Below are 25,319 nucleotides of genomic sequence, written 5' to 3'. Positions count from 1 at the left end.
CCTGCGGCGCCCTGGTCGCGGGGCTAGCTACGGTTGCCGTACTCGACCCGGTTGAGCACTGACGACGACGGGTCGCCCCCGGGAAGTGGCGGCTTCGTGTCCTGCTGCACCATCAGGGTGACCCCGAACGTCGCGGCCGCGCCCAGCAAGAGGCCAACCACGACGCTCGCGGCGGCGGGCACAACGATCCGGTTCATCAAGGCTCCTTCAAAGCTCCTTCAGGGCCCCGTGGCGGCTGAAAGTGCGGCAGTAGCGTCAACCTAGCAGAAGCCAAGCCACCGCCGGCGCTGCGCGTTGCACCCAGGCTCGGCCGCGAAACAGCACCGTGACAGCATGGCCGGATGGCTTTTCGACGTATTCGGGGCGCACTGGCCGTGCTCGCCGCGGCATCGGCGCTGCTGACCGCCTGCGGCCACGGTGGCACACGCGGGGCGTCGTCGACCGCCGGCGGTCCGCCCCCCGCCGGCCCCACCCCGGCGGCGGCCCCGGTGCCACGGATCTGCGCCGACCCGACGGCCGTGCCAGCGGCGCTGCCCAATCTCCGCGAAAAGCTGGCCCAGTTGTTGATGGTGGGGGTGCAGGACGCCGCCGACGCCGAAGCCGTGGTCGACACCTACCACGTCGGCGGCATCATGATCGGTAGCTGGACGGACCTGTCGATGCTGGACAACGGTGCGTTGGCCGGCATCGCCAACAGCCCTGGGCCGCTGCCGCTGGCCGTCAGCGTCGACGAAGAAGGCGGCCGGGTGTCGCGGCTGAAGTCGGTGATTGGGCATGCGCCGTCGGCGCGGGTGCTAGCCCAGACCCACACCGTCGCCCAGGTCCGCGACCTGGCGCGGGAGCGTGGCCAAGCGATGCGCAAGCTCGGCATCACGATCGACTTCGCTCCGGTGGTCGACGTGACCGACCAGCCCGACGACGACGCGATCGGCGACCGATCGTTCGGCTCGAACCCGGATGTGGTGACCGCCTATGCTGGCGCGTTTGTCGAGGGCCTGCAGGCCGCCGACGTGCTGCCGGTGCTCAAGCACTTCCCCGGTCACGGGCACGCGTCCGGCGATTCGCACAACGGCGGGGTGGTCACGCCGCCGTTGAGTGACCTGCAGCACAGCGACCTGGCGCCGTACCGCCAGCTGATCGGCAAGGCGCCAGTGGCGGTCATGGTGGGTCACATGCAGGTTCCCGGTCTTACCGGTGACCAGCCGGCCAGCCTGAGCCCGGATGCAGTGCGGTTGCTGCGCACCGGCTCCGGCTATGGTGCCCCGCCGTTCGACGGCCCGATATTCAGCGACGACCTGTCCAGCATGGCGGCGATTTCCGACAAGTACGGTGTGGCCGAGGCGGTGCTGCGCACCCTGCAGGCCGGCACCGACATCGCACTGTGGGTCACCACCAAAGAGGTGCCCGCGGTGCTGGACCGGCTAGAGCGGGCGGTGAACGCCGGCGAATTGCCGCTCTCGACGATCGACCAGTCACTCGTTCGGGTGGCCAGGATGAAGATGGTCAACCCGACGTGTGGCCGCTGACCCACCCGGAACCGCATTGCTTACTCTAGAGTCAGATTGGCGAGAGAGGCGCGCGGCGATGGCAGGTGGCACCAAGCGACTACCGCGCGCCGTCCGTGAACAGCAGATGCTCGACGCCGCCGTGCAGATGTTTTCCGTCAACGGCTACCACGAGACGTCCATGGACGCCATTGCCGCGGAGGCCAAGATCTCCAAGCCGATGCTGTACCTGTACTACGGCTCCAAGGAGGATCTGTTCGGCGCGTGCCTGAATCGTGAGATGAGCCGGTTCATCGATGTGCTGCGCATCGACATCGACATCGACCAGAGCCCCAGGGACTTGTTGCGCAACGCGATCGTGTCGTTTCTGCGTTACATCGATGCCAATCGGGCGTCCTGGATCGTGATGTACACCCAGGCCACCAGCTCGCAAGCGTTCGCCCAAACGTTGCGCCAGGGACGTGAGCAGATCATCGAATTGGTGGCCGGGCTGGTGCGGGCGAGCACCCGCAGGCCGATGTCGGACGCGGAGATCGAGATGATGGCGGTGGCACTGGTGGGTGCGGGAGAGGCGGTGGGCAACCGGCTCAGCACGGGCGACACCGACGTCGATGAGGCGGCCGAGATGATGATCAACCTGTTCTGGCGCGGCCTCAAGGGGTCGCCGGCGGATCGGGACACCGGCTCCAACCTCGCCGCGGGCTAGGGCGCATGGCGTTGCCCGCCCATGGCCGCAACCTCGACTTCTCCTGCGCGGTCGTCATCGTCGGCTTGCTGGCGGGGATCGCCGGGCTCTCGACGACGGTCGTCCTGCGCTTCGTCGAGCACCTCACCTACCACTACACGTTCGGCTCGCTGCTGGCCGGGATCACCGGCAGCGGTCCGGTACGCCGCGCGGTCGGGCCAATGGTCGGCGCGGCTCTGGCGGGGTTGGGCTGGTGGATCCTGCGGGGCCGAACCGAGGTGCCGCCGCTGGCCGGGACCATCGCCCGTCGGGAGCGGATACCGCGGCTGCCATGGAGCATCGACGCGGCGCTGCAGGTGGTGTTGGTCGGCTCCGGGGCGTCGCTGGGCCGCGAAGGTGCGCCGCGCCAATTCGCTGCGGCCCTAGCCGATGTGGGTACCCGATGGTGCAAGCGTCTGTCGCCCGCCGACCGCGAGATCCTGCTGGCGTGCGCGGCCGGGGCCGGGCTGGGTGCGGTCTACGCCGTCCCACTCGCCGGTGCGCTCTTCGCCCTGCGGGTCCTACTGAACAGCTGGCATTTGCGCGCAGTGGGAGCGGCGTTGATCACCTCCAGCCTGGCCGTCGCGGTCGGCTCGGCCATCACCCATGACCGCCCGGAATTGGATTGGCCCAGTGCGGAATCGACATATCTGCTCAGCGCGCACGCCCTGGCGTTGGCGCCGGTGGCCTTCGGGGTGGGATGGGTGTTCGACCGGATCATGGCGGCGGCGCGTCCGGCGCGCCTGATGCGGTCTGCGGTGGTGATTCCCGGTTTAGCCGCCGCGGGGTTGTTGACCGGCGTGTGTTCGCATTGGTGGCCCGAATTGCCCGGCAACGGCGAAAGCATCCTGACCGTCAGCCTCGCCTCCGACATGGGGGGAATGACACCGTCGGCGGCGGCCGTGATCCTGGTGTTGAAACCGCTGCTGACCGCGCTGTTTCTGAGGGCGGGCGGAGCCGGCGGGATGTTGACGCCGTCGCTGGCCACCGGGGCTGCGGCGGGCTCGTTGCTGGTGCTGACACTTGACGCGGTGGCCGGGACGCACCTGCACGGGCCGGTGATTTCGCTGGCCGCTGCCGCCGGGGTGCTGGCGGTCACCCAGGGCTCACCAATCTGGGCCGCGATCTTCGTCTGGGAGCTCGCCCGCCCTCCGATCTGGATGCTGGCGGTGTTTATGGTCACCGCGGTCGGCGCCCATGGATTGACGACCCTGGCCATGGGGCGTCGGCTTCCCCAGCTCGACCATCGGGCGGGATAGCGGTTACAGCGGTCGTACGGTCGCGGTCAGGTGCGGGTACCCCTTGGTGATGTTGCGCACCGCCAGATCCCAGCCGCCGTCGCCGGTAGCGATGTAAAGCCCCACGCTGGCCGGTAGCACCACCGGCTTGGCGAACCGCACCGAATAGCGCACCGCATCCGGAAGCCGAGCTTCGATGTTCGCCAATACCGCCGCGGCGCTGAACATTCCGTGCGCAATCACGGTGGGGAAGCCGAACAACTTTGCGGCGAGCGGGTTGGTGTGGATGGGGTTGTGGTCGCCGCCGACGACGGCGTAGCGGCGGATCCGTCCCGGGGTGATCCGCAGCACGGCCGCGGGTGGGGGTAGCTTGGGCGGCTTCGGTGGCGGCGGTTTGGGTTGGTCGGACAGGCTGGTGCGTTGCTGGTGCAGGAACGTCGTCACCTGGTGCCACGCCAGCTCGTTGCCGACGCTGACGTCGGTGACTAGGTCGGCGAGCAGCCCCTTGCGGTGCTCGCGCAGGTTTTCCGCGTGCACCCGCACGCTGACTGTGTCGGTGACCGCGATCGGCCGGTACTGGGTGATGTGGTTCTCGGTGTGTATCGCTCCCATCGCCGAGAAAGGGAAGTCGAACCCGGTCACCAGCGCCATCACGGACGGAAAGGTCAGGGCGAACGGGTAGGTCAGCGGCACGTTGTTGCCGTAGCGCAGACCGGTGACCGCGGCATAGGCCGCGACGTTGCCGTGGTCGATGGGCAGTTCCTCGACGGTCACCGTTCGGGTGGGCAGCCGGTCACCGCGGGGCACCCCGGGCAGCGCTCCGGCCGCCGCCCGCAGCATGTTCCTCAGGCCGCTCGGTTGGTTCACTGTGTCCTCCTCGCGCTGTGTTGGATCACGCCCCGATCATGGCTTGGCCGCAGACGCGAATGACGTTGCCGGTCACCGCGTTTGACGCCGGGCTGGCGAAGTAGGCGATGGTTTCGGCGACGTCGACGGGCTGACCACCCTGCAGCAGCGAGTTCAGTCGACGGCCCACCTCGCGGGTGGCCAGTGGGATGGCGGCCGTCATCTGGGTTTCGATGAATCCGGGTGCGACGGCGTTGATCGTGATGCCCTTCTCGGCGAGCACCGGGGCCAGCGCTTGGGTGATGCCGATCATCCCGGCCTTGGTGGCGCCGTAGTTGGTCTGTCCGCGATTGCCCGCGATGCCGGCGATCGACGACAGCCCGATCACCCGGCCGCCCTCACCGAGCGTGCCGTTGCCGACCAGCCCTTCGGTAATCCGCAGCGGCGCCAGCAGATTCACGGCGATCACGGCGTCCCAGCGGGCGTCGTCCATGTTGGCCAGCAACTTGTCGCGGGTGATTCCGGCGTTGTTGACCAGGATGTCGGCCTTGCCGCCGTAGTGGTCGCGCAGGTGCTCGGTGATCGTGTCGACCGCATCCTCGGCGGTGACGTCGAGCCACAATGGGGTGCCGCCGATTTGGCTGGCGGTTTCGGCGAGAGCCTCGGCGGCCGACTCCACGTCGACCGCGACGACACGCGCACCGTCACGGGCGAACACCTCGGCGATCGTCTTGCCGATGCCGCGAGCCGCTCCGGTGACGACGGCGACCTTGCCGTCCAACGGGCGGTCCCAGTCGGACGGGGGCGTGGCGTCGGCGGCCCCCACGTAGAACACCTGGCCGTCGACGTAGGCCGACTTGGCCGACAGCAGGAACCGCATCGTCGACTCCAGTCCGGTCGCGGCCGGCTTGGCGTCCGGCGACAGATACACCAGCGACGCGGTGGAACCCCGGCGCAGCTCCTTGGCCAGCGAGCGGGTGAAGCCTTCCAACGCCCGCTGCGCGATCCGCTGGTGGGTGCTGGCGGCAGCTTCTGGAGTGGTGCCGACAACCACCACGCGCGCACAGCGGTCCAGATTGCGCAGCACGGGCGTGAAGAATTCGAACAACCCCTTCAGTCCGGTCGGCTCGGTGATACCGGTGGCGTCGAACACCAGCCCCCCGAACGAGTCGGCCCAGCGACCGCCCAGGTTGTTGCCCACCAGGTCGTAGTCCCCGTCCAGGGCTGCGCGCAGCGGCTCGACTACCCTGCCCGGCTGGTCTGGGGGGCCCCCGATCAGCAGGGAACCAACCAGGGGCGGATCGCCCGGCCGATAGCGGCGAAGGGTCTCGGGTTGCGGAACACCGAGTTGCTTGGCCAGAAATGATCCAGGACCGGAGCTGATGACCTGGGACAACAGGTCGGACGAACGCTTGGGAGCCACTGAGCTGCCTTCCGTGTCGGGAGTGCCTTGTAGAGCAACCGTATCCACGACAAACTTACTTCAGAGTAAGAACAGTGGGTAGTATGGCCCCGACGGCCGATCCCCCAAGATCACGGAGAAGCAAAGTGGCCCCTGCTGCTCAAAACAGCCCCCAACCCAGGCGGCGGGTCGCCGTGCTGGGCGGCAATCGCATCCCGTTCGCTCGATCGGACGGCGCCTACGCCGAGGCAACCAACCAGGACATGTTCACCGCGGCGCTAGCTGGGCTGGTGGACCGGTTCGGCCTGGCCGGCGAACGGCTGGGCATGGTGGTCGGCGGCGCGGTGCTCAAGCACAGCCGCGATTTCAATCTGATGCGCGAATGCGTGTTGGGGTCGCAGCTGTCGCCGTACACGCCCGCGTTCGACCTGCAGCAGGCGTGCGGGACCGGGCTGCAGGCCGCGATTGCGGCGGCCGACGGCATCGCTGCGGGCCGTTTCGACGTGGCCGCCGCGGGCGGGGTGGACACCACCTCGGACCCGCCGATCGGGCTGGGTGACGACCTGCGCCGCACCCTGCTGAAGCTGCGCCGGTCCACGTCCAACGTGGAAAGGCTTAAGCTGGTGGGTGCGCTGCCCGCCAGCCTCGGGGTCGAGATCCCGGCCAACAGTGAACCCCGCACCGGCTTGTCGATGGGCGAGCACGCCGCCATCACCGCCAAGCAGATGGGCATCAAACGCGTCGACCAGGACGAACTGGCCGCCGCCAGCCATCGCAACATGGCCGACGCCTACGACCGGGGCTTCTACGACGACTTGGTCACACCCTTTTTGGGTCTGTACCGCGACGACAACCTGCGGCCCAACTCCAGCGTCGAGAAGCTGGCCACGTTACGCCCGGTGTTCGGGGTGAAGGCCGGTGACGCGACCATGACCGCGGGCAATTCGACCCCGCTGACCGACGGCGCCTCGGTCGCGTTGCTGGCCTCCGAGCAGTGGGCGGCCGAGCATTCGCTGGCCCCGCTGGCCTACCTCGTCGATGCCGAGACCGCCGCGGTCGACTACGTCAACGGAAACGACGGCCTGCTGATGGCACCGACCTACGCGGTGCCCCGGCTGCTGGCGCGCAACGGGCTGACCCTGCAGGACTTCGATTTCTACGAAATCCACGAGGCGTTCGCGTCGGTGGTGCTGGCGCACCTACAGGCCTGGGAGTCCGAGGAGTACTGCAAGCAGCGGCTGGGCCTGGATTCCGCGCTGGGCGCCATCGACCGGTCCAAGCTCAACGTCAACGGTTCGTCGTTGGCCGCCGGGCACCCGTTCGCCGCCACCGGGGGTCGGATCCTGGCGCAGACGGCCAAGCAGCTCGCCGAGAAGAAGGCCGAACACAAGGGTGAGGGACCCGTTCGCGGGCTTATTTCCATCTGCGCGGCCGGAGGCCAGGGCGTGGCTGCGATTCTGCAGGCCTGAACGCCGACACCGAATCAACTTCTTCACTGCAGGGTTAGCGGCGCGACCGGATGGGTATTTGGTGGTTCGGATAGCCCCGCGTTGTGGTCTGACCCGACCCCGACGACAACGCGGGGCGATCCCCAGATCGACCCCCGGTCACGTGACGGACGACGAAGGTACGGAAAGGGCCGCCGCTGGAGCGAGGGGATCCAGCGGCGGTCTTTTTGGGCCACACGCGAGATTCCCCCGGTTCAACCCGGAAACCGGGGGGATCTTGCGGTTGCGGTTGGTGTTAGAAAGCGGTCTCGTCGAGTTCCATGATGTCGTTGTCCAGCGTCTCGATCACCTCGCGAGTGCTGGTCAGCAGCGGCAAGAAGTTCTTGGCGAAGAACGAGGCCACCGCGACCTTGCCCTCGTAGAAGGACCGCTCGTCGCCGCTGGCGCCGGCGTCGAGCGCCTCGATGGCCACCGCGGCCTGACGCTGCAGCAACCAGCCGATGACCAGGTCACCGACGCTCATCAGGAAGCGCACCGAACCCAGGCCCACCTTGTAGAGGCTGGTGACGTCCTGCTGCGCGGCCATCAGGTAGCCGGTCAGCGCGGCCGCCATCGCCTGAACATCGGTCAGCGCCTTGGCCAACAGGGCGCGTTCGGTCTTCAGCCGGCCGTTGCCGGACTCGCTGTCGACGAACTGCTGAATCTGGCCCGAAACGTGGGTCAACGCCACACCCTTGTCGCGGACGATCTTGCGGAAGAAGAAGTCCTGGGCCTGAATCGCGGTGGTGCCTTCGTACAGCGAGTCGATCTTGGCGTCCCGGATGTACTGCTCGATCGGGTAGTCCTGCAGGAAGCCGGAGCCGCCCAGGGTCTGCAGGCTCTCGGTCAGCTTCGCGTAGGCCTGCTCGGAGCCGACACCCTTGACCACCGGCAGCAACAGGTCGTTGATCTTGACGGCCAGCTTGGCATCCACGCCGTGCACCGCCTCGGCGACCGCCGGGTCCTGGAATGTGGCGGTGTAGAGGTAGAGCGCGCGCAGACCCTCGGCGTAGGCCTTCTGGGTCATCAACGACCGGCGTACGTCGGGGTGGTGGGTGATCGTCACCCGCGGCGCGGTCTTGTCGGTCATCTGGGTCAGGTCGGCGCCCTGGACGCGCGACTTGGCGTACTCCAGCGCGTTCAGATAGCCGGTGGACAGCGTTGCGATGGCCTTCGTGCCGACCATCATCCGGGCCTGCTCGATCACTTCGAACATCTGCGCAATCCCGTCGTGCACCTCGCCGACCAGCCAGCCCTTGGCCGGTACGCCGTGCTGGCCGAAGGAAAGCTCACAGGTTGCCGACACCTTCAGGCCCATCTTGTGCTCGACGTTGGTGACGAACACGCCGTTGCGCTCGCCCAGCTCACCGGTCTCGAAGTCGAACAGAAACTTGGGCACGAAGAACAGCGACAGCCCCTTAGTGCCGGGGCCGGCGCCTTCGGGGCGGGCCAGCACCAGGTGGAAGATGTTCTCGAACAGGTCGCCGGAATCACCCGACGTGATGAATCGCTTGACCCCGTCGATGTGCCAGGAACCGTCCTCCTGCTGGGTGGCCTTGGTCCGGCCGGCACCCACGTCCGAGCCGGCGTCCGGCTCGGTGAGCACCATCGTCGAACCCCACTGGCGCTCGGCGGCGATCACCGCCCACTTCTTCTGCTCCTCGGTGCCTAGGTGGTAGAGGATGTTGGCGAAACCGGCGCCGCCGGCATACATCCACACCGCCGGGTTGGCGCCCAGAATGTGCTCGTGCAGCGCCCACACCAATGCCTTGGGCATCGGCATGCCGCCCAGCGCCTCGTCGATGCCGGCCTTGTCCCAACCGGCTTCCATGAACGCCTGCACCGACCTCTTGAACGACTCCGGCAACGTCACCAAGTGGGTCTGGGGGTCAAAGGTCGGCGGGTTGCGGTCACCCTCGACGAACGAAGCGGCGATCGGCCCCTCAGCCAACCGGCTGACCTCGGCGAGCATTTCGTGGGCGGTGTCGACGTCCAAATCGCTGAACTCGCCGGCACCCAAAGCCTTGTCAACGCCCATCACCTCGAACAGGTTGAAAATCTGGTCGCGGACGTTGCTGCGGTAGTGGCTCACTACGTTCCTCCTCGTTGAGAATGCCACCTGATGGTTGGGTACTCGGGCTAAGTTACCCACCAGTAACGCCGCTAAAATATATCGGCGAGATACGTCAACGCAAGTCAATGTGAGCTAACTAACCAACCGGTTGGGCTGGTGTTGATCGGCGTCCCCGGCATCCCCTTTCACCTGCGACGATGAGGGACGAACGACGGGTGTGGGCGGGACCACGGCGCGGGTAGTCGACGAGTAGGGTCGGGGACGGGAAACCCGTCCTCGGCTCAAGGGGCGACTGAAGTCCGGTGAACTCACACAGCAGGCTGACCCCGTCCTCACTGCGTGAGGCGTTCGGCCACTTTCCGTCCGGTGTGGTGGCCATCGCCGCCGAGGTCGACGGTGTTCGGGAGGGGCTGGCGGCCAGCACCTTCGTCCCGGTCTCGCTGGAGCCTCCCCTGGTCTCGTTTTGCGTGCAGAACATTTCGACCACGTGGCCCAAACTCAAACGCGTGCCGATGCTGGGCATCAGCGTGCTCGGGGAGGCTCACGACGAGGCCGCGCGCACCTTGGCCGCGAAGACCGGCGACAGGTTCGCTGGCTTGGAAACGGTTTCCACCCAATCAGGAGCGGTCTTCGTCAAGGGCACCGGTCTGTGGCTGGAAAGCGCGATCGAACAACTGATCCCGGCCGGCGACCACACCATCGTGGTACTGCGGGTCAGCCACGTGACGGTGGATCCGGAGGTGGCGCCGATCGTATTTCACCGCAGCGAATTCCGCCGGCTAGGCGTTTGAATCCGGCCTGCCCTCGTCGCCATCAGCCGCGTCACCGCACTTGCATCGATCGCCAGCTAAATCGGCGTCCCGGCGGGCCAACTTTGGATCGCCCGCCGCGCCGAGCCGGCTGTGCGAAATGTCGCTCATCGGTCAGCTCGTCATCGGCGCAGGCTTGGGTTAGCCGGGTGCTGGGCCTCATCACCCAAGTGCCCGATGCGGTGTGGCCGGTGGTCATCCTCCTGCTGCTCAATCTGGCTGCCGCCTACTCGGCGAAGCGGCTTGCTCCCGCAGACGGACAACCGAAACTAACTAGCGGCGGAACAACTTGTTGCCCAGCCACACGATCGGGTCGTATTTGCGGTCGGCGACCCGCTCTTTCATCGGAATCAGCGCATTGTCGGTGATCTTGATCTTCTCCGGGCACACCTCGGTGCAGCACTTGGTGATGTTGCACAAGCCCAGGCCGTGCACCTGCTGCGCCTGCTCGCGCCGGTCCCGCGTGTCCAGCGGATGCATCTCAAGCTCGGCGATACGCATCAGAAACCGCGGCCCGGAGAACGCCTGCTTGTTTTCCTCGTGATCGCGAACCACGTGGCAGACGTTTTGGCACAGAAAGCATTCGATGCATTTGCGGAATTCTTGCGAGCGTGCGACATCCAGCTGCGCCATCCGGTACTCACCCGGCTGCAGGTCCTTGGGTGGTGCGAAGGACGGGATCTCCCGTGCTTTCTGGTAGTTGAACGAGACGTCGGTGACCAGATCGCGAATGACCGGAAAGGTTCGCATCGGCGTGACGGTGACGATCTCGTCCTCGGCGAACGTCGACATCCGGGTCATGCACATCAGCCCGGGCTTGCCATTGATCTCTGCCGAGCAGGACCCGCACTTGCCCGCCTTGCAGTTCCAGCGCACCGCAAGATCTGGAGCCTGCGTCTGCTGCAGCCGGAGAATGACGTCGAGCACAACCTCGCCCTCGTTGACCTCGACGGTGAAATCGCGGAGATCGCCGCTGGTCTGGTCGCCGCGCCAGACCCGCATGCTCGCGTTGTAGGTCATTTGTCTCTCCGTCCTGGATGCTCGGCCAACTCCTCTTCGGTGTAGTACTTCTCCAGCTCGGAGATGTCGAAGAGTTCCAGCAGGTCGGCCCGCATCGGCACCTGCGGCTCGCGCGTGATGGCGACGTGGGAGCCGTCGGCGCCCTCGGTGGCGCGGCAGACCAGCAGGGTTTTGCGCCAGTTGGGATCCATGCCGGGGTGGTCGTCGCGGGTGTGGCCGCCGCGACTTTCGGTGCGTTGCAGCGCGGCCCTGGCCACGCACTCGCTGACCAGCAGCATGTTGCGCAGGTCGATGGACAGATTCCAGCCTGGGTTGTACTGGCGGTGCCCTTCGACGTGCACCCGTTCGTATCGCGTCCACAGCTCGCTCAATAGGGTCAACGCCCGGGAGATCTCCGCCTCGGTGCGAATGATGCCGACCAGGTCGTTCATCACGTACTGCAAGTCCATTTGGAGCGCATACGGATTCTCCGGTGCGGAGCCGTCTTTGGGCCCCTCGAAGGGGCGCAGCGCCTGCGCGGCCGCGGCGTCGACGGCCTGCTGGGATACCACCGGGCGGCTGTTCAGAGCCCGCACGTAGTCGGCGGCGCCCAGGCCCGCCCGCCGTCCGAAAACCAGTAGGTCGGATAGCGAATTGCCGCCCAGCCGGTTGGAGCCGTGCATACCGCCGGAACACTCGCCGGCCGCGAACAGCCCGGGCACTTTGGCCGCGCCGGTGTCCGCGTCGACCTCGACACCACCCATCACGTAGTGGCAGGTAGGCCCCACTTCCATTGGCTGCGCGGTGATATCGACCTCGGCTAGCTCCTTGAACTGGTGATACATCGACGGCAGCCGCCGCTTGATCTCGTCGGGCGTCAGGCGCGACGCGATGTCGAGGTAAACCCCGCCGTGGGGTGTGCCGCGGCCGGCCTTGACTTCGGCGTTGATCGCGCGGGCGACCTCATCGCGGGGCAGCAGGTCCGGGGTGCGCCGGGCCGAGTCGTTGTCCTTGAGCCATTGGTCGGCTTCTTGTTCGGTTTCGGCGTACTGGCCTTTGAACACCGACGGGATGTAGTCGAACATGAACCGGGTTCCCTCGGAGTTCTTCAGCACCCCGCCGTCACCGCGGACACCCTCGGTGACCAGGATCCCCTTCACGCTGGGCGGCCACACCATGCCCGTCGGGTGGAACTGGACGAACTCCATGTTGATCAGCGAAGCGCCGGCCCGCAGCGCCAGGGCATGCCCGTCGCCGGTGTACTCCCAGGAGTTGGATGTCACCTTGAACGACTTGCCGATTCCGCCGGTGGCGAGCACCACCGCTGGAGCCTCAAACACGATGAACCGGCCACTTTCCCGCCAGTAGCCGAACGCTCCGGCGATCCGTCCGTCGCTTTCAGGGCCGTCCTTGATCAGTTCGGTGATCGTGCATTCCGCGAAGACCTTGATCCGCGCCTCGTAGTCACCGAGTTCGGCGTAATCTTCCTGCTGCAGCGAAACGATCTTCTGCTGCAAGGTGCGGATCAACTCTAGGCCGGTGCGGTCGCCGACGTGCGCCAACCTCGGATACGTGTGCCCGCCGAAGTTGCGTTGGCTGATCCGGCCGTCTTCGGTGCGGTCGAAAAGCGCGCCGTAGCTCTCCATCTCCCAGACCCGGTCCGGCGCCTCCTTAGCGTGCAGTTCGGCCATCCGCCAGTTGTTCAGGAACTTCCCACCTCGCATCGTGTCGCCGAAATGGGTCTTCCAGTTGTCTTTCGGGTTCACGTTGCCCATCGCGGCCGCGCAGCCGCCCTCGGCCATCACCGTGTGCGCCTTGCCGAACAGGGATTTGCACACCACCGCGACCCGCAAGCCGCGTTCGCGCGCCTCGATGACCGCGCGCAATCCCGCGCCGCCGGCACCGATCACGACTACGTCGTAGGAGTGCCGCTCGACCTCAACCATGAAACCTCACTCAGCTTTTCGGTAATGACTCGATGTTTGCTGCTGGAGCTGATGGGCTGTTCAGCCGATGAACCTGACGTCTGTGATGTAGCCGTTTGACACCAGCATGATGTAGAAATCGGTGAGGGACAGCGTTCCGAGCGTGATCCACGCGAATTGCATGTGCCGGGTATTCAGCTTGCTCACCTGTGTCCAGATCCAATACCGCACAGGGTGTTTGGAAAAGTGCTTGAGCCTGCCACCGGTGACGTGCCGGCAGGAGTGGCACGAGACGGTATACGCCCACAGCAGGAGCACATTAAGCGTCAAAATGACGTTGCCCAAACCGAATCCGAAGCCAGTCGGTGAGTGAAACGCCACGATTGCGTCGTAGCTGTTGAGCAACGAGACAGCAAACGCGACGTAGAAGAAGTACCGGTGGATGTTCTGGACGATCAAGGGAAACCGAGTTTCACCAGTGTAGCGGGCACGCGGTTCAGGCACCGCACAACTCGTCGGCGACTGCCAAACCGACCGGTAGTAAGCCTTGCGGTAGTAGTAGCAGGTGATCCGGAAACCAAGCAGGAACGGTAATACCGCTGCTCCCAACGGAATCCACCACGGAAAATGGCCTAGCCAGACGCCCAGGTGGCTGGCGCCCGGTGCGCAGGACGCGCTGATGCACGGTGAGTAGAACGGTGTCAGATAGTGGTATTTCTCCACCCAGTATCCGCTGCCCCAAAATGCCCGGGTGGTGGCGTAGAGGATGAAAGCCAAGAACCCGACGTTGGTCACCAATGGGGCCCACCACCAGAGGTCGGTGCGCAGGGTCCGCTCCGAGATTTGTGCCCGGGTGGGTGAGAAAACGCCGGTTGCAGGACGGTTCGCCGTAGGTGCGCTCATCTAGTGTGATCCTCTTCGACTGTTACCTCGTCGAAGGGTACACAGCTAGCGGAAGTATCTTTCCGCCCGGGTTTGGTTGTCAGTACCGGCTGTGACCTCCGACACCTTCGTCGTCGACATCGCGCCAGAAATCGCGATCGTAGTCGGTGTCGGGGATGGCGATTTTCTCGCTGGATTGCTGCACTGTGGCGCGATCCAGGTCCAATTCGGACACGTCGGTATCGAGCAATTGGATGTCGGTGAGGATCCGATCGGCGTCGATGACGATGCGCCGCATCGCCGGGCTGTCGCCATATCGCGCCTTCAGCGCGGTGACGCAACGCCGAAGTCCGCCGACGAGGTCGTGCAGTTCGGCGAGTTCGGCAGTGGTGGACAACGCAGGCTCCCTTGGGCTGAGGTGTTATAGATCACAATACGCCTGTCGATAGTATCCACGGCCTGCGTGCCGGATCCGTGGTGGCTCGAGCGGCAACGCACCATGCTATGGCTCCGCCGGCCAGGTCGAACCCAGCTAACAGCGCCCGGATTGTGCTGGCGCTAGCTCAACCCAGTAACCCAGGTGGTCCAGCTAGCGGTGTGGGACGCCCTGGTCGGCGCGACTGGCTTGTCCTGCGCCGAGTTTGTCGCACCCACCGTGGGCAGTCATCCGTTGGCCGATTCGATCGGCAAAGCCGACAACGCTGGGCTTAGGTCCCGAACAGGGTTGCGACGGCCGCCGACACCTCATCGGCGGCCGCCGCCATTACCCCGGTGGTAGGGGGCCGCCGCAGCCACGTTGGCCGCGGCGATCATCGACCTAATCCCCGCCGACTCCGAGGCCGCCCCCACCATGTCCGGTGTCGCGGTCACAAATGACATGCGCTCTGTGCTCCCATCAACTCCGGATGGTCGGGCTGAAGCACATCGTATCCGTATCCTTTCGGCGCCCCGAGCCTTTTCAGCAAACACCGTTGTTCCGGCTGCTGCTGGTTGGGTGGTGCGGGTGGAGCGGGCGCGGGGCTCTGGGGCTTCGCCGCACGGAGGTGTCGCCGCGTGTGCCGACACGGATGTTCTCGGCCGCTGGAGACGATGATCCGGCGGGGCCAGCGGGGCCCGCCGGATCAGCACGGTCTCGAACTACGACTTCGTGATCGCGATGCGCTGTGCCGGCGTTCCAGAGTAGGCGCCGGCAACCCGGACGGTCAGCACACCGGCGTCGTAGGTCGCCGCGATGTGCTCGCTGGTGACGTGCGCGGGCAGCTGGAACGACCGGCGGAAGGACCCGTAACGGATCTCACGCAGACCGCGGCCGTTGCGCTCTTCGGCGCGCTCGTCGCGGTGTTCGCCGAAGATGACCAAACGGTCCCGGTCCAGCTCCACGGTGACGTCCTTTTCCACGTCAACGCCGGGAAGTTCGACGCGGACCACCGCGTCCTCGCCGTCCTTGACGATCTCGGCAGCCGGGTAAAATCCGCTGGTCACCGGGGCATACCAGTCAGCGATGGCAGCAGGACCGAAGAAGTCGCGCAGCCAGCGGTCGATGTCCCAGGCCGGACGCGACCACAAGGCGAGGTTACTCATCGATTTCTCCTTCTATGTCGTTGTGAGTTAACTGTGTCCGGTGCTGTCAGCGGCCGGCCACTAGGAAGAACATGAGTCGACCACGCTTAAGTTCCACCTGGGCGTTCGCGGGAAGCGAACGCCGTCACACAGATTGTTCACAGACCGTGAGGACGACGTCATGCGGGCGTCACATTGGGCGATTTCTCGGTAATTTCCCGCTTTTACCCTCGTCTTCATGGCCCCAGCCGGAACGACGCGCGCGCCCGCTGCGGCCCGCCAGGTCATCGTGGTCGGGCACGGCATGGTGGGCCACCGCTTGGTCGAAGCGCTCCGCGCCCGGGACGCCAACGGGGCTTGGCGGATCACAGTGCTGGCCGAGGAGGCCGACGCGGCCTATGACCGTGTCGGCCTGACCTCCTACACCGAAGGCTGGGATCGCAGCCGGCTGGCGCTGCCCGGCAACGATTACGCGGGTGATGACCGGGTTCGGTTGCTGTTGAACAACGCGGTCACCGAAATCGACCGCGCGACAAAGTCGGTGGTCACCGCCGACGGGCAGCGGCACCATTACGACATCCTGGTGCTGGCCACCGGCTCCTATGCCTTTGTCCCGCCGGTGCCCGGCCACGACCTGCCCGAGTGCCATGTCTACCGGACGCTGGACGACCTGGACGCCATCCGTGCCGGCGTCCAGCGTATGTTGGCTGCCGGTCACGTGGAGGCGGGGGTCGTCATCGGCGGTGGGCTGCTCGGACTGGAGGCCGCTAACGCGTTGCGCCAGTTCGGATTGCAGACCCATGTCGTCGAGATGATGCCGCGGTTGATGGCCCAGCAGATCGACGAGGGCGGGGGCGTGCTGCTGGCCAGGATGATCACCGACCTTGGCATCTCGGTTCACCTCGCGACGAGCACTAAATCGATTGAGTCCGTTGTGCATTCGGATGGGTCTAGATGGGTGCGGGTCTTGCTGAGCGACGGCGAGGTGATCGATGCCGGCGTGGTCATCTTCGCCGCCGGCATCCGGCCACGCGACGAGCTGGCTAGAGCGGCAGGGTTGACGACCGCCGAGCGTGGTGGCGTGCTCACCGACTTGTCTTGCCGGACAAGCGATCCCGATATCTACGCGGTCGGCGAGGTGGCCGCGATCGAGGGCCGGTGCTACGGTCTGGTCGGTCCCGGCTACACCAGCGCCGAAGTGGTGGCCGACCGACTGCTCGACGGTGCCGCGGAGTTCCCCGGGGCGGACCTGTCAACGAAGCTCAAGCTGCTGGGCGTCGACGTCGCCAGCTTCGGTGACGCGTTGGGGGCAGCCGAGAACTGTCTCGAGGTCGTCGTGAACGACGCGGTCAAACGCACCTACGCCAAACTGGTGCTTTCCGACGACGCCAAGACGCTGCTCGGTGGTGTGTTGGTGGGCGACGCCTCCTCGTACGGGGTGTTGCGGCCCATGGTCGGCAGTGAACTGCCCGGGGATCCGTTGGCGCTGATCGCCCCGGCCGGGTCCGGTGACGGCGCTGGGGCCTTGGGGGTTGGGGCACTGCCTGATTCGGCGCAGATCTGCTCGTGCAACAACGTGACCAAGGGCGAGCTGAAGTGCGCCATCGCCGACGGTTGTCACGAGATTCCCGCGCTCAAATCGTGCACCGCGGCCGGCACGTCGTGCGGGTCGTGCGTGCCGCTGCTCAAGCAGCTGTTGCACGCCGAGGGCGTGGAACAGTCCAAGGCGCTGTGCGAGCACTTCAGCCAGTCGCGGGCCGAACTCTTCGAAATCATCACCGCCACCGAAATCAGGACCTTCTCCGGGCTGCTGGAGCGCTTCGGCCGCGGGAAAGGTTGCGACATCTGCAAGCCCGTGGTCGCGTCCATCCTGGCGTCCACCGGGTCCGACCACATCCTCGACGGCGAGCAAGCCTCGCTGCAGGATTCCAACGACCACTTCCTGGCCAACATTCAGAAGAACGGCAGCTACTCGGTGGTGCCGCGAGTGCCTGGCGGCGACATCAAACCCGAGCACCTGATCCTGATCGGGCAGATCGCGCAGGAATTCGGGCTCTACACCAAGATCACCGGCGGCCAGCGGATCGACATGTTCGGCGCCCGCGTGGAGCAACTCCCGCAGATCTGGAAGCGGCTGGTCGACGCCGGCATGGAATCAGGCCACGCCTACGGCAAGGCGGTGCGTACCGTGAAGAGCTGCGTGGGCAGTGACTGGTGCCGCTATGGGCAGCAGGATTCGGTGCAGCTGGCCATCGATCTGGAATTGCGCTACCGCGGTCTGCGGGCACCGCACAAGATCAAGATGGGCGTCTCGGGCTGCGCGCGGGAATGCGCCGAGGCGCGCGCCAAGGACGTGGGTGTGATCGCCACCGAGAAGGGCTGGAACCTCTACGTCGGCGGCAACGGTGGCATGACTCCCAAGCACGCCCAGCTGCTGGCCAGCGACCTGGACACCACGACGCTGGTCCGCTACGTCGACCGGTTCCTGATGTACTACATCCGCACCGCGGACCGGCTGCAACGCACCGCGCCCTGGATCGAATCGCTCGAGGGCGGATTGGACCACGTGCGCGAGGTCGTGTGCGAAGACTCACTGGGCCTGGCCGAGGAATTCGAGGCCGCGATGGAGCGGCATGTCGCGAACTACAAATGCGAGTGGAAGGGCGTGCTGGACGATCCGGACAAGCTGTCGCGGTTCGTCTCCTTCGTCAACGCTCCCGACGCCGTGGACTCGACGGTCACCTTCACCGAGCGTGCCGGGCGCAAAGTGCCTGTGCCCATTGGTATCCCGCGGGTCCGATCATGAGCCACCACGGCTACGACGATGCCGGCTTGCCCGGGATCGCGCGCGGCCTGAGCAAGGAGGAACGGTGACACTTCTCAACGACGTTCAGGTATGGACGACGGCCTGTAACTACGACTACCTCATTCCGGGCCGTGGCGTTGGTGTGCTGCTCGACGACGGCAGCCAGGTGGCCTTGTTCCGGCTGGACGATGGGTCGGTGCACGCCGTCGGCAACATCGACCCGTTCTCCGGTGCGGCGGTGATGTCACGTGGCATCGTCGGTGATCGCGGCGGGCGTGCCACCGTCCAATCACCTATCCTCAAGCAGGCTTTCGCGCTCGACGACGGATCCTGCCTCGACGATCCGCGGGTTTCGGTGCCGGTGTACCCGGCGCGTGTCACCCCGGACGGCTATATACAGGTGGCCCGGATCACGACGTAGTCGATCGCCGGCCGGCATCGTCGCGGGGCTTGAACCGGATTGCCCCGCTCCTTCTCAGGCCGTTCCGGCCTGCATCGTCGCGGGGCGTCATTGGCCGATGTCGCCGACAAGGTAGCGCTGCATGGTCGGGCCGATGGCGTCGACGAGCGCGTCGACCGACAGGGAGTGCAGCGGCTCCGAGCGCACCCCGTAGCGCATGATGCCCAAACCGACGAGCTGAGAGGCGCACAACGACGCCCGGATGGCGATCTTGTCGGCACCGAGCATCTTGAGCAGCGGGTTGAACACCGGCCCGATGAACATCGCCTGCACGATCTCGGCGGTCTTGGCCAGGCCCGTGGATGCGATCGCGCTGGCGGCAAATGGGCCGCCTCCGGCAGCGTCCCAGGTGGTGATCAGCAGGTAAAGTGTGCGACGGCCTACCTGGTTGACGCTTCCGGTGACGATTTTATCGATGAACTCCGGTGTGCCGAAGGGTAACCGCAGCATCTTCGCCACCGGGTCGAGGAGCCCGCGCGAGGGCTCTTCGTAACGGGCCATGGTGTCAGGATTGCGTGGATGTGATCAAAGATCAAGCGTGGCTGGCCTCGGCGTGCCGCACCAGCAAAGCCTTGTGCTCCACGCAATTCGGCACGTGCTGCATTGCTTGGCGGCCGCATCGACGCGGCGGGACGCTGCGGAATCGGTCTGCGATCAGCCGGGCCAATCCGGGATGGGTGGCCAGCGGCGGGGTCACCAGATCGGCGCCACTGGCCCGTAGGCGTTCTTGAAAAAGGCCTTCGGCCAGCAGATAAGAGGCAACCACAACGCGACGTCCGTCCCGTCGGCGGGCGATATCGACCGCCGTTCGCACGTCTGGACTTCCGGTGGCCGCGAATCCCAGATCCACACGTGATCCGGTCAGCCTGCACAGCATCGCCCCAGTGCTGTCCAGGTCGGCGAGTGCCCGTTGATCGGATGTTCCCGCCGCCGCGAGGATCACCGAATCGTCCGGACGCCAACCGCATTCCACTAGCTGTTGGCAGAGAATCGCGGTGATCGCCCGGCTTGGCCCCAGCGGGGGCGTGACGATGACCCGGGGATGTCCACTGGCTACCACGTGAGCGGGTAGGTCGGTGCGCACATGGTAGCCGCGGGCCAGGAAGGCCGGAACCACGATGGCGGTGCGCCCCGTCCTCTGGGGCGACAGCCTGGCAAGCACCTCGCTGGGCGTGGGTCCCAACACGTCGACAAACGCAACCTGCACCGCGTGGTCGACGAGCGCGCCCACCTGCGCGGCGAGGTCACCGATCATTGCCACCCCGGCCGGTCTGCGGGTGCCGTGCGCCGTCAAGATCAGGCTCACGTGCCACCCGGCCCGGTGTCCACGGCCAGTCGGTAACCACGCTTGACCACCGTCGCAATGATGTTCCGGTCGCCCAGGGCGGTTCGCAGCCGCAGCACCGCGGTGTCCACCGCATGGGTGTCGTCGCCGTTGCCGGGCAGCACGCGCAGCAGGTTGCCGCGCGAAACGACGTCGCCCGGACGCTGGGCCAACACCCGCAGGATCGCCATTCCGGAGCCGGAGGGTATCTTGACCGAGCCGTCGACCAGCACACAGGTCCCGCGAATGTCGATCACGTGGCCGGCGGCCTTCACGCTGAATGACCCCAGCACCGGTAACTCCTCGGCAATGTGCCGGGCCAAGGCTCCCAACCGCATTCGCTCGGGCGATGACGTCGGGATGCCCCGTCGGATCAGCGGCCGCGACGTCACCGGTCCGACACACATTGCGTGCACACCGGTGCGCAGGGCTTCCACCAGCTGCTCCTCAATGTCCAACTCGCGGCCACGTTCTAGGACCGCCGCCGCTGCCGGGGCCGAGGTAAAGCTGACCGCGTCGAATTGCCGCCGGGCAATCCCGATCACCAGCTGGTCGAAGTCTCCGCCTAACGGCGTCGGCTTCCAGCGGTACACCCGGATCGGCACAACTTCGGCCCCGGCGGACCGTAACCCGCCGATGAACTCCGGGAACGGATCCCACGCGTCGGCGGCGCCATGCAGCTGCACCGCGATGCGCGACCCGGATACCCCGGATTTGAGTAGATATTCCAGAACTTCCTGTGACGATTCCGATTCGGGGGACCACTCCTCGTGCAGGCCGGCGGCGCGCAGCGCACCGGTCGCCTTCGGTCCGCGGGACACGATCCGGGCCGACGACAGCGACGCGATGAGCTGACTCGCCAGCCCCCATCCCTCGGCCGCGGCCAGCCAGCCGCGAAAGCCGATGCCGGTGTGCGCCACCAGGATGTCGGGCGGGTTGGCGATCAACGCCTCTGTGTTGCTGTGCAGTTCATCGTCGTCGGGCAACGCGATCATGTTGATCGCCGGTGCCCTGCAGACCTCGGCGCCCTGGCGGCTCAGCAACGCGCACAACTCCTCGGCGCGGCGCGCCGACGTCACCGCAATCCGATAGCCGGTCAGTGGCGCAGCGTCGGTCTGGGCCATAGGAAATGTCTATGCCGGAGAAATTTCCGCAGCGTTACAGCACAATTGCTGACGCATTGCCCTCGTTGGGGCGTCGGTAACGCGGGCACCATCCGGGACGCTTTCGGCCCCAGAACTGCGGTGGCCGCGGCCGGACGGCGAACATGCATCACCCACGTCAGAAACGCCGCAACGACATAGGAAGCCAAGAAGATCCAGTACGCGGAGGTCTCTGTGCCGCTTCTGAGGCAGGACGCGCGCAGCGCCAGGTTGATGCCCACGCCGTCGAGTGCGCCGACCGCCGAGCAGATGCCGACCAACGATCCGACATGGCGCGCGACCAATGGCGGCGTTCGGTTGCGGTGGCCTCCAGCGAGCGGCTGCGAGCCTCAAACACCGACGGGATCAGTGTGAACACCGATCTGTTGAGCGTCCCGGAGAGGATGAACAGCACGACGAAACCAACCACGTAGCCGTTCAATGTGATGGAACCCATGCCGGCGTGGCTGTCATCGGCGGCAGCCATTTCCGCTACCACGCCAACGCCGCCGCCGAGCCGGTGCTGGCGCCCAACGATCGGTCGACTGCTGTCGTGCCTCCACAAAGCCAACACCGGGGCGGTATGAAATCTCGTGTGTCACTGTGGTTTCAGCCGTCTCATGGCGCGCCCGCCGCATCGGTGAGGCCGCCGAGTTGGGGCCGCGGCGCGCGCTGACCGGCCAGCCGCTGGCGCCGGTGTTGGCGGCCAGCGCCGCCGCCCACCGCGCCGGCACGTTGGGCACCGGCCAGATCGGGGTGATTCGCCGGTTCTCTCACCGGCTGCCCGGCTGGGTCGATGCGCCCACCCGCGACTGCGCGGAGGCCACGCCGGCCAAAAAGGCACCCGGTTTCGCCCCGAACAACTGGCCGGGCTGGCCGACAAACTCGCCGACTGCCGCAACCCCGACGGGAATTACCGTGATGAGGACCGGGCCCGCCGGCGCGGCATCACCCTGGGCGCACAGGGCGCCGATGGCATGTCGGGGCTGCGCGGCTGGCTCACCCCGCAAGGCCCGGGCCAGCGTGGAGGCGGTGTGGGCCAAGCTGGCCGCCCCGGCATGGGCAACCCCGCCGACGAAACCCCGTGCGTGGACGGCACACCCAGCCAGCAGGCCATCGAGTCTGATACCCGCAGCACGGCCCAACGCCAGCACGATGGCCTGAACGCCGGGCTGCGCGCGCTGCTGGCCTGCGGCAAGCTGGGCCAACACAACGGCCTGCCGGCCAGCATCATCGTGACCACCACGCTGGCCGAGGCGGAGGCCGCCGCCGGCACCGGACTCACCGGCGGGGGCAGCCTGCTGCCGATGAGCGATGTGATCCGGCTGGCCCGCCACGCCCGGCACTACCTGGCGATCTTCGATCACGGCAAGGCGCTGGCGCTGTATCACAGCAAGCGGTTGGCCTCCCCGGCACAGCGAATCGTCTTATACGCCAAGGATCGTGGGTGCAGCGCCCCGGGCTGCGCGGTGGGCGGCTATTACTGTGAGGTCCATCATGTCACCCCGTATGCCCAGTGCCGCACCACCGACGCCAACGCGTTGACGTTTGCCTGCGGCGCCCACCACCGCATGCTGCAACCCGGGGGTTGGAGCACCCGCAAAAACGCCCGCGGCGAGACCGAGTGGATCCCACCGTCGCATCTGGTCCGCGGCCAACCCCACATCAACCGTTCCACCACCCCGAAAAACTGCTCCGCGACGGGGACGACGAGGACGACGACCCGTAGCCCGAATCCGCGGCTGGGCCACCGGCCTACGCTACGACAATACGAGTCCTAGATCGCAGTGGTCCACAATCAGCCACCCAACCGCGCAAACCTCGGGCGGCCTGACCCGACCGACAAGTCCCTGCCCACACCGCCAACCCAGGCCAGAACCTAGGAATCGGGACAAGCTGGCATAGGCCAGCAGATCATGCACGCCCAACCACTTCCACCGGCGTCCATGCCCCACCAACCTTCCCGACGCCCACACGCTCTTGGCTAAGAACTTTAAACGTAAGCCAAGCTCGCACGCGAAGCGCACTCAGGTGCCAGCGGGACAGGGACCGCGAGCGGCCGGCGCACGTAGATCGCCCAGGTCAGTATCGAGGCGGCGACGTAGGTCGCCACGAAGGCCCAAAACGCCGATGTCGCGGTGCCACTGCTCAAGTAGGACTGGCGCAGAACGAGATTGACGCCCACGCCGCCGAGCGCACCGATCGCGCCGGTAAGGCCGATCAGTGCGCCCGACATGGACCGTGACCATTGCCCACGCTCGACTTCGCTGATCGGCAGCGAGCGGCTGCGTCTTTCGAAGATTGACGGAATCATCTTGTACACAGAGCCATTGCCGATTCCAGACAGGATGAACAGGGCGACGAAGCCAACGACGTAGCCAACCATGGTCGCGGCGGGGGCCGGCCCGGCCACATGGTCGGTGAAAGTGCTAGCGCTGACCAGGATTCCAGCCGCAAGGATCATCAAGCAGAAGACGGCCAGGGTAACACGGCCGCCGCCGATGCGGTCGGCTAGCCGGCCGCCGTACACCCGAGACAGCGACCCCAATAGTGGCCCCAGGAAGGCGATCTGGGCCGCGTGCAAGGACGCCTGCGCCGCGGTCTGACCGTTGGCGATGAAGTTGATCTGCATCACCTGACCAAATGCGAAGGAGAACCCTATGAACGAGCCGAACGTGCCGATATACAGCAGCGAGATCACCCAAGTGTGCGGCTCTACGAGCACCGCACGCATGGTGCGCATTTCGATGCGGTACTCCCGCAGGTTGTCCATGTACAGCGCCGCACCGATGCCGGCGACCGCCAGCAGCACCAGGTACACGGCACACACCCAGTAGGGTTGGCGGTCGCCGACCGTTGCGATGACCAGCAGGCCCACCAGTTGAACCATCGGTACACCGAGGTTGCCGCCGCCCGCGTTGAGCGCCAACGCCCAACCTTTGAGCCGTTGTGGATAAAACGCGTTGATGTTTGTCATGGACGAAGCGAAGTTGCCGCCCCCGAGGCCCGCTAGCGCAGCACACCCCAGATACGGCCATAGTGGCAAACCGGGATTGGCCAGCAGCAGGATGGTGCCGACGGTGGGAATCAACAGCACCAGTGCCGAAAAGATAGTCCAGTTGCGCCCGCCGAATTTCGCGGTGGCAAAGGTATAGGGGAATCGCAAACACGCCCCGACCAGGGTCGCGGTGGCCCCGAGCAAGAACTTGTCGCCGGCGGAAAAGCCGTACACCGACGCGGGCATGAAGAGCACCATCACCGACCAGATGGACCAGATCGAGAACCCGATGTGCTCGGCGATCACCGACCAGAGCAGGTTTCGACGGGCGATGTACTTATTTCCGGCTTCCCAGGCCGCCACATCCTCAGGATCCCACTGCGAGATCGTGTGCGAACGGCCCACAGACGACTCCTATCCTCATTCGGTGTTATCGCCCACGCTAGGAATCCTTTGTTGCCCCGGCGCTTCTGGCAGTGACCCGGGCGTGAACTTCCGATCACCCCAGGGCCGGTGCGGGTGTGAGGGCGGGGCGGGGGTCGGTCCGTGTGGCGGGCATCACGATGACGGCTCGGCGCAGCCGCACCGATTACCAGACGGCCCCCGCGCGCCAATCGCACATCAACTCTGCGGAGGTGTCCAGGTCGACCTCGACCGGCAGCACGAACACGGTTCCGTCGTCGTCTGGCGTGCGGATCGGACCGGCGGGACTCAGCACCGACGTCGGGCCACGCCAGGGCAGCCAGCCGCGCGCGGCGTAGAGCCTGCGGGCCGGTACCGAGGAGCTGAGCGCTCCGAGCTGATAAGCCCCGCGCAGCACTTGTTCGACACCGTCCAGCAGCGCATGCACCAGTCCCTGACCGCGCCAATCCTCCCGTACTGCAACGGCTTCAAGGTAGCCGCAACGCAACGCGCTGCCCCGGTACATCAGCCGCCGCTGGACCACAGCGGCGTGCGCGATGATCGCGCCGTGATGCCAGATGAGGGCGTGCATCCCGCCCAGCGCGTGCTCCCAGTCGGCCTCGGTGAAGTCACCGGCGAACGCAGCGGCGACCATCTCACGGACACGTTGCCGGTTCTCGCGGTCGAGATCGGAGGTGTGGACCAGGCGAGCCGTGTGTACCTGGGTGTGCACGAA

Annotated in this window: 21 protein-coding genes and 3 pseudogenes; 9 read left to right on the top strand and 15 right to left on the bottom strand. The window is 66.2% G+C overall.

Features of this window, described 5'->3' with window-relative positions; all coding sequences use genetic code 11:
• Positions 1 to 23 precede the first annotated feature (23 nt).
• Positions 24 to 197, bottom strand: a complete 174-nt coding sequence (locus G6N20_RS16020; protein ID WP_083045757.1) for a DUF2613 domain-containing protein — start codon at positions 195 to 197, stop codon at positions 24 to 26.
• 144 nt (positions 198 to 341) lie between these two features.
• Between G6N20_RS16020 and G6N20_RS16015 the strand changes: the two genes are divergently transcribed.
• From G6N20_RS16015 to G6N20_RS16005, 3 genes are read left to right on the top strand one after another with little or no spacing between them, the layout of a single operon-like run.
• Positions 342 to 1,526, top strand: coding sequence for a glycoside hydrolase family 3 N-terminal domain-containing protein (locus tag G6N20_RS16015; RefSeq protein WP_083045756.1), 1,185 nt, complete (start codon positions 342 to 344; stop codon positions 1,524 to 1,526).
• 58 nt (positions 1,527 to 1,584) lie between these two features.
• Positions 1,585 to 2,211, top strand: coding sequence for a TetR/AcrR family transcriptional regulator (locus tag G6N20_RS16010; protein WP_083045755.1), 627 nt, complete (start codon positions 1,585 to 1,587; stop codon positions 2,209 to 2,211).
• Positions 2,212 to 2,216: 5 nt separating this feature from the next.
• A complete protein-coding gene (locus tag G6N20_RS16005; protein WP_083045754.1) occupies positions 2,217 to 3,488 on the top strand; it encodes a chloride channel protein in 1,272 nt (423 codons plus the stop codon).
• A 3-nt stretch (positions 3,489 to 3,491) separates the two neighbouring features.
• Here G6N20_RS16005 and G6N20_RS16000 read toward each other — a convergent pair whose 3' ends face one another.
• Positions 3,492 to 4,334: a MaoC/PaaZ C-terminal domain-containing protein gene (locus G6N20_RS16000; RefSeq protein WP_083045753.1), complete on the bottom strand. Its 843-nt coding sequence runs from the start codon at positions 4,332 to 4,334 to the stop codon at positions 3,492 to 3,494.
• Between the two features lie 25 nt (positions 4,335 to 4,359).
• Positions 4,360 to 5,736 carry a 3-oxoacyl-ACP reductase gene (locus G6N20_RS15995; RefSeq protein WP_083045752.1) on the bottom strand — a complete coding sequence of 459 codons (1,377 nt, stop codon included), beginning with the start codon at positions 5,734 to 5,736 and terminating at the stop codon, positions 4,360 to 4,362.
• Between the two features lie 125 nt (positions 5,737 to 5,861).
• Here G6N20_RS15995 and G6N20_RS15990 point away from each other — a divergent pair, with 125 nt between their 5' ends.
• A complete protein-coding gene (locus G6N20_RS15990; protein ID WP_142271800.1) occupies positions 5,862 to 7,184 on the top strand; it encodes an acetyl-CoA C-acetyltransferase in 1,323 nt (440 codons plus the stop codon).
• 274 nt (positions 7,185 to 7,458) lie between these two features.
• On the opposite strand, the gene G6N20_RS15985 is transcribed toward G6N20_RS15990, so the two are convergent.
• A complete protein-coding gene (locus G6N20_RS15985) occupies positions 7,459 to 9,294 on the bottom strand; it encodes an acyl-CoA dehydrogenase (RefSeq protein WP_083045750.1) in 1,836 nt (611 codons plus the stop codon).
• Positions 9,295 to 9,578: 284 nt separating this feature from the next.
• On the opposite strand from G6N20_RS15985, the gene G6N20_RS15980 reads away from it, so the two are divergent.
• Both G6N20_RS15980 and G6N20_RS22005 read left to right on the top strand, forming a co-directional pair.
• On the top strand, positions 9,579 to 10,067 hold the full coding sequence (locus G6N20_RS15980) for a flavin reductase family protein (RefSeq protein WP_083045749.1): 489 nt from the start codon (positions 9,579 to 9,581) through the stop codon (positions 10,065 to 10,067).
• A gap of 6 nt (positions 10,068 to 10,073) precedes the next feature.
• Positions 10,074 to 10,453, top strand: a pseudogene (locus G6N20_RS22005) (hypothetical protein); the annotation flags it as partial.
• Here G6N20_RS22005 and G6N20_RS15975 read toward each other — a convergent pair.
• From G6N20_RS15975 to G6N20_RS15950, 6 genes and pseudogenes are all read right to left on the bottom strand, one after another.
• Complete coding sequence (locus tag G6N20_RS15975; RefSeq protein ID WP_083045748.1) at positions 10,359 to 11,105, bottom strand: succinate dehydrogenase/fumarate reductase iron-sulfur subunit; 747 nt, start codon at positions 11,103 to 11,105, stop codon at positions 10,359 to 10,361. The pseudogene G6N20_RS22005 and the gene G6N20_RS15975 sit on opposite strands and share 95 nt — an antisense overlap.
• On the bottom strand, positions 11,102 to 13,030 hold the full coding sequence (locus G6N20_RS15970) for a fumarate reductase/succinate dehydrogenase flavoprotein subunit (RefSeq protein WP_083045747.1): 1,929 nt from the start codon (positions 13,028 to 13,030) through the stop codon (positions 11,102 to 11,104). The genes G6N20_RS15975 and G6N20_RS15970 overlap by 4 nt, the downstream gene beginning before the upstream one ends.
• A gap of 60 nt (positions 13,031 to 13,090) precedes the next feature.
• Positions 13,091 to 13,912, bottom strand: a complete 822-nt coding sequence (locus tag G6N20_RS15965; RefSeq protein WP_083045746.1) for a hypothetical protein — start codon at positions 13,910 to 13,912, stop codon at positions 13,091 to 13,093.
• Between the two features lie 79 nt (positions 13,913 to 13,991).
• Entirely contained in the window at positions 13,992 to 14,288 is a 297-nt protein-coding gene (locus tag G6N20_RS15960; RefSeq protein WP_083045745.1) for a hypothetical protein, read from the bottom strand.
• Between the two features lie 313 nt (positions 14,289 to 14,601).
• A pseudogene (locus G6N20_RS15955) lies at positions 14,602 to 14,770 on the bottom strand (PE domain-containing protein); the annotation flags it as partial.
• 258 nt (positions 14,771 to 15,028) lie between these two features.
• A complete protein-coding gene (locus tag G6N20_RS15950; protein ID WP_083045744.1) occupies positions 15,029 to 15,472 on the bottom strand; it encodes an Hsp20/alpha crystallin family protein in 444 nt (147 codons plus the stop codon).
• A gap of 217 nt (positions 15,473 to 15,689) precedes the next feature.
• On the opposite strand from G6N20_RS15950, the gene nirB reads away from it, so the two are divergent.
• Together nirB and nirD are read left to right on the top strand one after the other, a co-directional pair.
• Positions 15,690 to 18,257 carry a nitrite reductase large subunit NirB gene (nirB, locus tag G6N20_RS15945; RefSeq protein WP_083045743.1) on the top strand — a complete coding sequence of 856 codons (2,568 nt, stop codon included), beginning with the start codon at positions 15,690 to 15,692 and terminating at the stop codon, positions 18,255 to 18,257.
• A 64-nt stretch (positions 18,258 to 18,321) separates the two neighbouring features.
• Positions 18,322 to 18,678 carry a nitrite reductase small subunit NirD gene (gene nirD, locus G6N20_RS15940; RefSeq protein ID WP_083045742.1) on the top strand — a complete coding sequence of 119 codons (357 nt, stop codon included), beginning with the start codon at positions 18,322 to 18,324 and terminating at the stop codon, positions 18,676 to 18,678.
• A gap of 87 nt (positions 18,679 to 18,765) precedes the next feature.
• Here the strand turns inward: nirD and G6N20_RS15935 are convergent, their stop codons facing one another.
• From G6N20_RS15935 to G6N20_RS15925, 3 genes are read right to left on the bottom strand one after another with little or no spacing between them, the layout of a single operon-like run.
• On the bottom strand, positions 18,766 to 19,218 hold the full coding sequence (locus G6N20_RS15935; protein ID WP_083045741.1) for a TetR/AcrR family transcriptional regulator: 453 nt from the start codon (positions 19,216 to 19,218) through the stop codon (positions 18,766 to 18,768).
• Positions 19,219 to 19,249: 31 nt separating this feature from the next.
• Positions 19,250 to 20,023: a sirohydrochlorin chelatase gene (locus G6N20_RS15930; RefSeq protein ID WP_083045740.1), complete on the bottom strand. Its 774-nt coding sequence runs from the start codon at positions 20,021 to 20,023 to the stop codon at positions 19,250 to 19,252.
• On the bottom strand, positions 20,020 to 21,165 hold the full coding sequence (locus G6N20_RS15925) for a uroporphyrinogen-III synthase (protein WP_083045739.1): 1,146 nt from the start codon (positions 21,163 to 21,165) through the stop codon (positions 20,020 to 20,022). Before G6N20_RS15925 ends, G6N20_RS15930 begins: the two co-directional genes overlap by 4 nt.
• A gap of 621 nt (positions 21,166 to 21,786) precedes the next feature.
• Here G6N20_RS15925 and G6N20_RS15920 point away from each other — a divergent pair.
• Positions 21,787 to 22,964, top strand: a pseudogene (locus tag G6N20_RS15920) (HNH endonuclease signature motif containing protein).
• A gap of 212 nt (positions 22,965 to 23,176) precedes the next feature.
• Here the strand turns inward: G6N20_RS15920 and G6N20_RS15915 are convergent.
• The gene (locus G6N20_RS15915) at positions 23,177 to 24,586 is read right to left on the bottom strand and encodes a nitrate/nitrite transporter (protein WP_083045738.1); all 1,410 of its coding nucleotides are present in this window, start codon (positions 24,584 to 24,586) and stop codon (positions 23,177 to 23,179) included.
• 184 nt (positions 24,587 to 24,770) lie between these two features.
• A complete protein-coding gene (locus G6N20_RS15910) occupies positions 24,771 to 25,316 on the bottom strand; it encodes a GNAT family N-acetyltransferase (RefSeq protein WP_083045737.1) in 546 nt (181 codons plus the stop codon).
• Between the last annotated feature and the right edge of the window lie 3 nt (positions 25,317 to 25,319).

This window comes from Mycobacterium shinjukuense, from assembly GCF_010730055.1.
GTDB classification, from domain to species: Bacteria; Actinomycetota; Actinomycetes; order Mycobacteriales; family Mycobacteriaceae; genus Mycobacterium; species Mycobacterium shinjukuense.
The sequence above is the reverse complement of the archived record's forward strand: the minus strand, read 5'-3'. Positions and strand labels throughout refer to the sequence as shown.

Excerpts from the sequence above, each read along its gene's own strand:
- G6N20_RS16020 (WP_083045757.1), bottom strand. The coding sequence starts at position 197 with ATGAACCGGATCGTTGTGCCCGCCGCCGCGAGCGTCGTGGTTGGCCTC.
- G6N20_RS16015 (WP_083045756.1), top strand. The coding sequence starts at position 342 with ATGGCTTTTCGACGTATTCGGGGCGCACTGGCCGTGCTCGCCGCGGCA.
- G6N20_RS16010 (WP_083045755.1), top strand. The coding sequence starts at position 1,585 with ATGGCAGGTGGCACCAAGCGACTACCGCGCGCCGTCCGTGAACAGCAG.
- G6N20_RS16005 (WP_083045754.1), top strand. The coding sequence starts at position 2,217 with ATGGCGTTGCCCGCCCATGGCCGCAACCTCGACTTCTCCTGCGCGGTC.
- G6N20_RS15975 (WP_083045748.1), bottom strand. The coding sequence starts at position 11,105 with ATGACCTACAACGCGAGCATGCGGGTCTGGCGCGGCGACCAGACCAGC.
- G6N20_RS15970 (WP_083045747.1), bottom strand. The coding sequence starts at position 13,030 with ATGGTTGAGGTCGAGCGGCACTCCTACGACGTAGTCGTGATCGGTGCC.
- G6N20_RS15965 (WP_083045746.1), bottom strand. The coding sequence starts at position 13,912 with ATGAGCGCACCTACGGCGAACCGTCCTGCAACCGGCGTTTTCTCACCC.
- G6N20_RS15950 (WP_083045744.1), bottom strand. The coding sequence starts at position 15,472 with ATGAGTAACCTCGCCTTGTGGTCGCGTCCGGCCTGGGACATCGACCGC.
- nirB (WP_083045743.1), top strand. The coding sequence starts at position 15,690 with ATGGCCCCAGCCGGAACGACGCGCGCGCCCGCTGCGGCCCGCCAGGTC.
- G6N20_RS15935 (WP_083045741.1), bottom strand. The coding sequence starts at position 19,218 with ATGGCCCGTTACGAAGAGCCCTCGCGCGGGCTCCTCGACCCGGTGGCG.
- G6N20_RS15925 (WP_083045739.1), bottom strand. The coding sequence starts at position 21,165 with ATGGCCCAGACCGACGCTGCGCCACTGACCGGCTATCGGATTGCGGTG.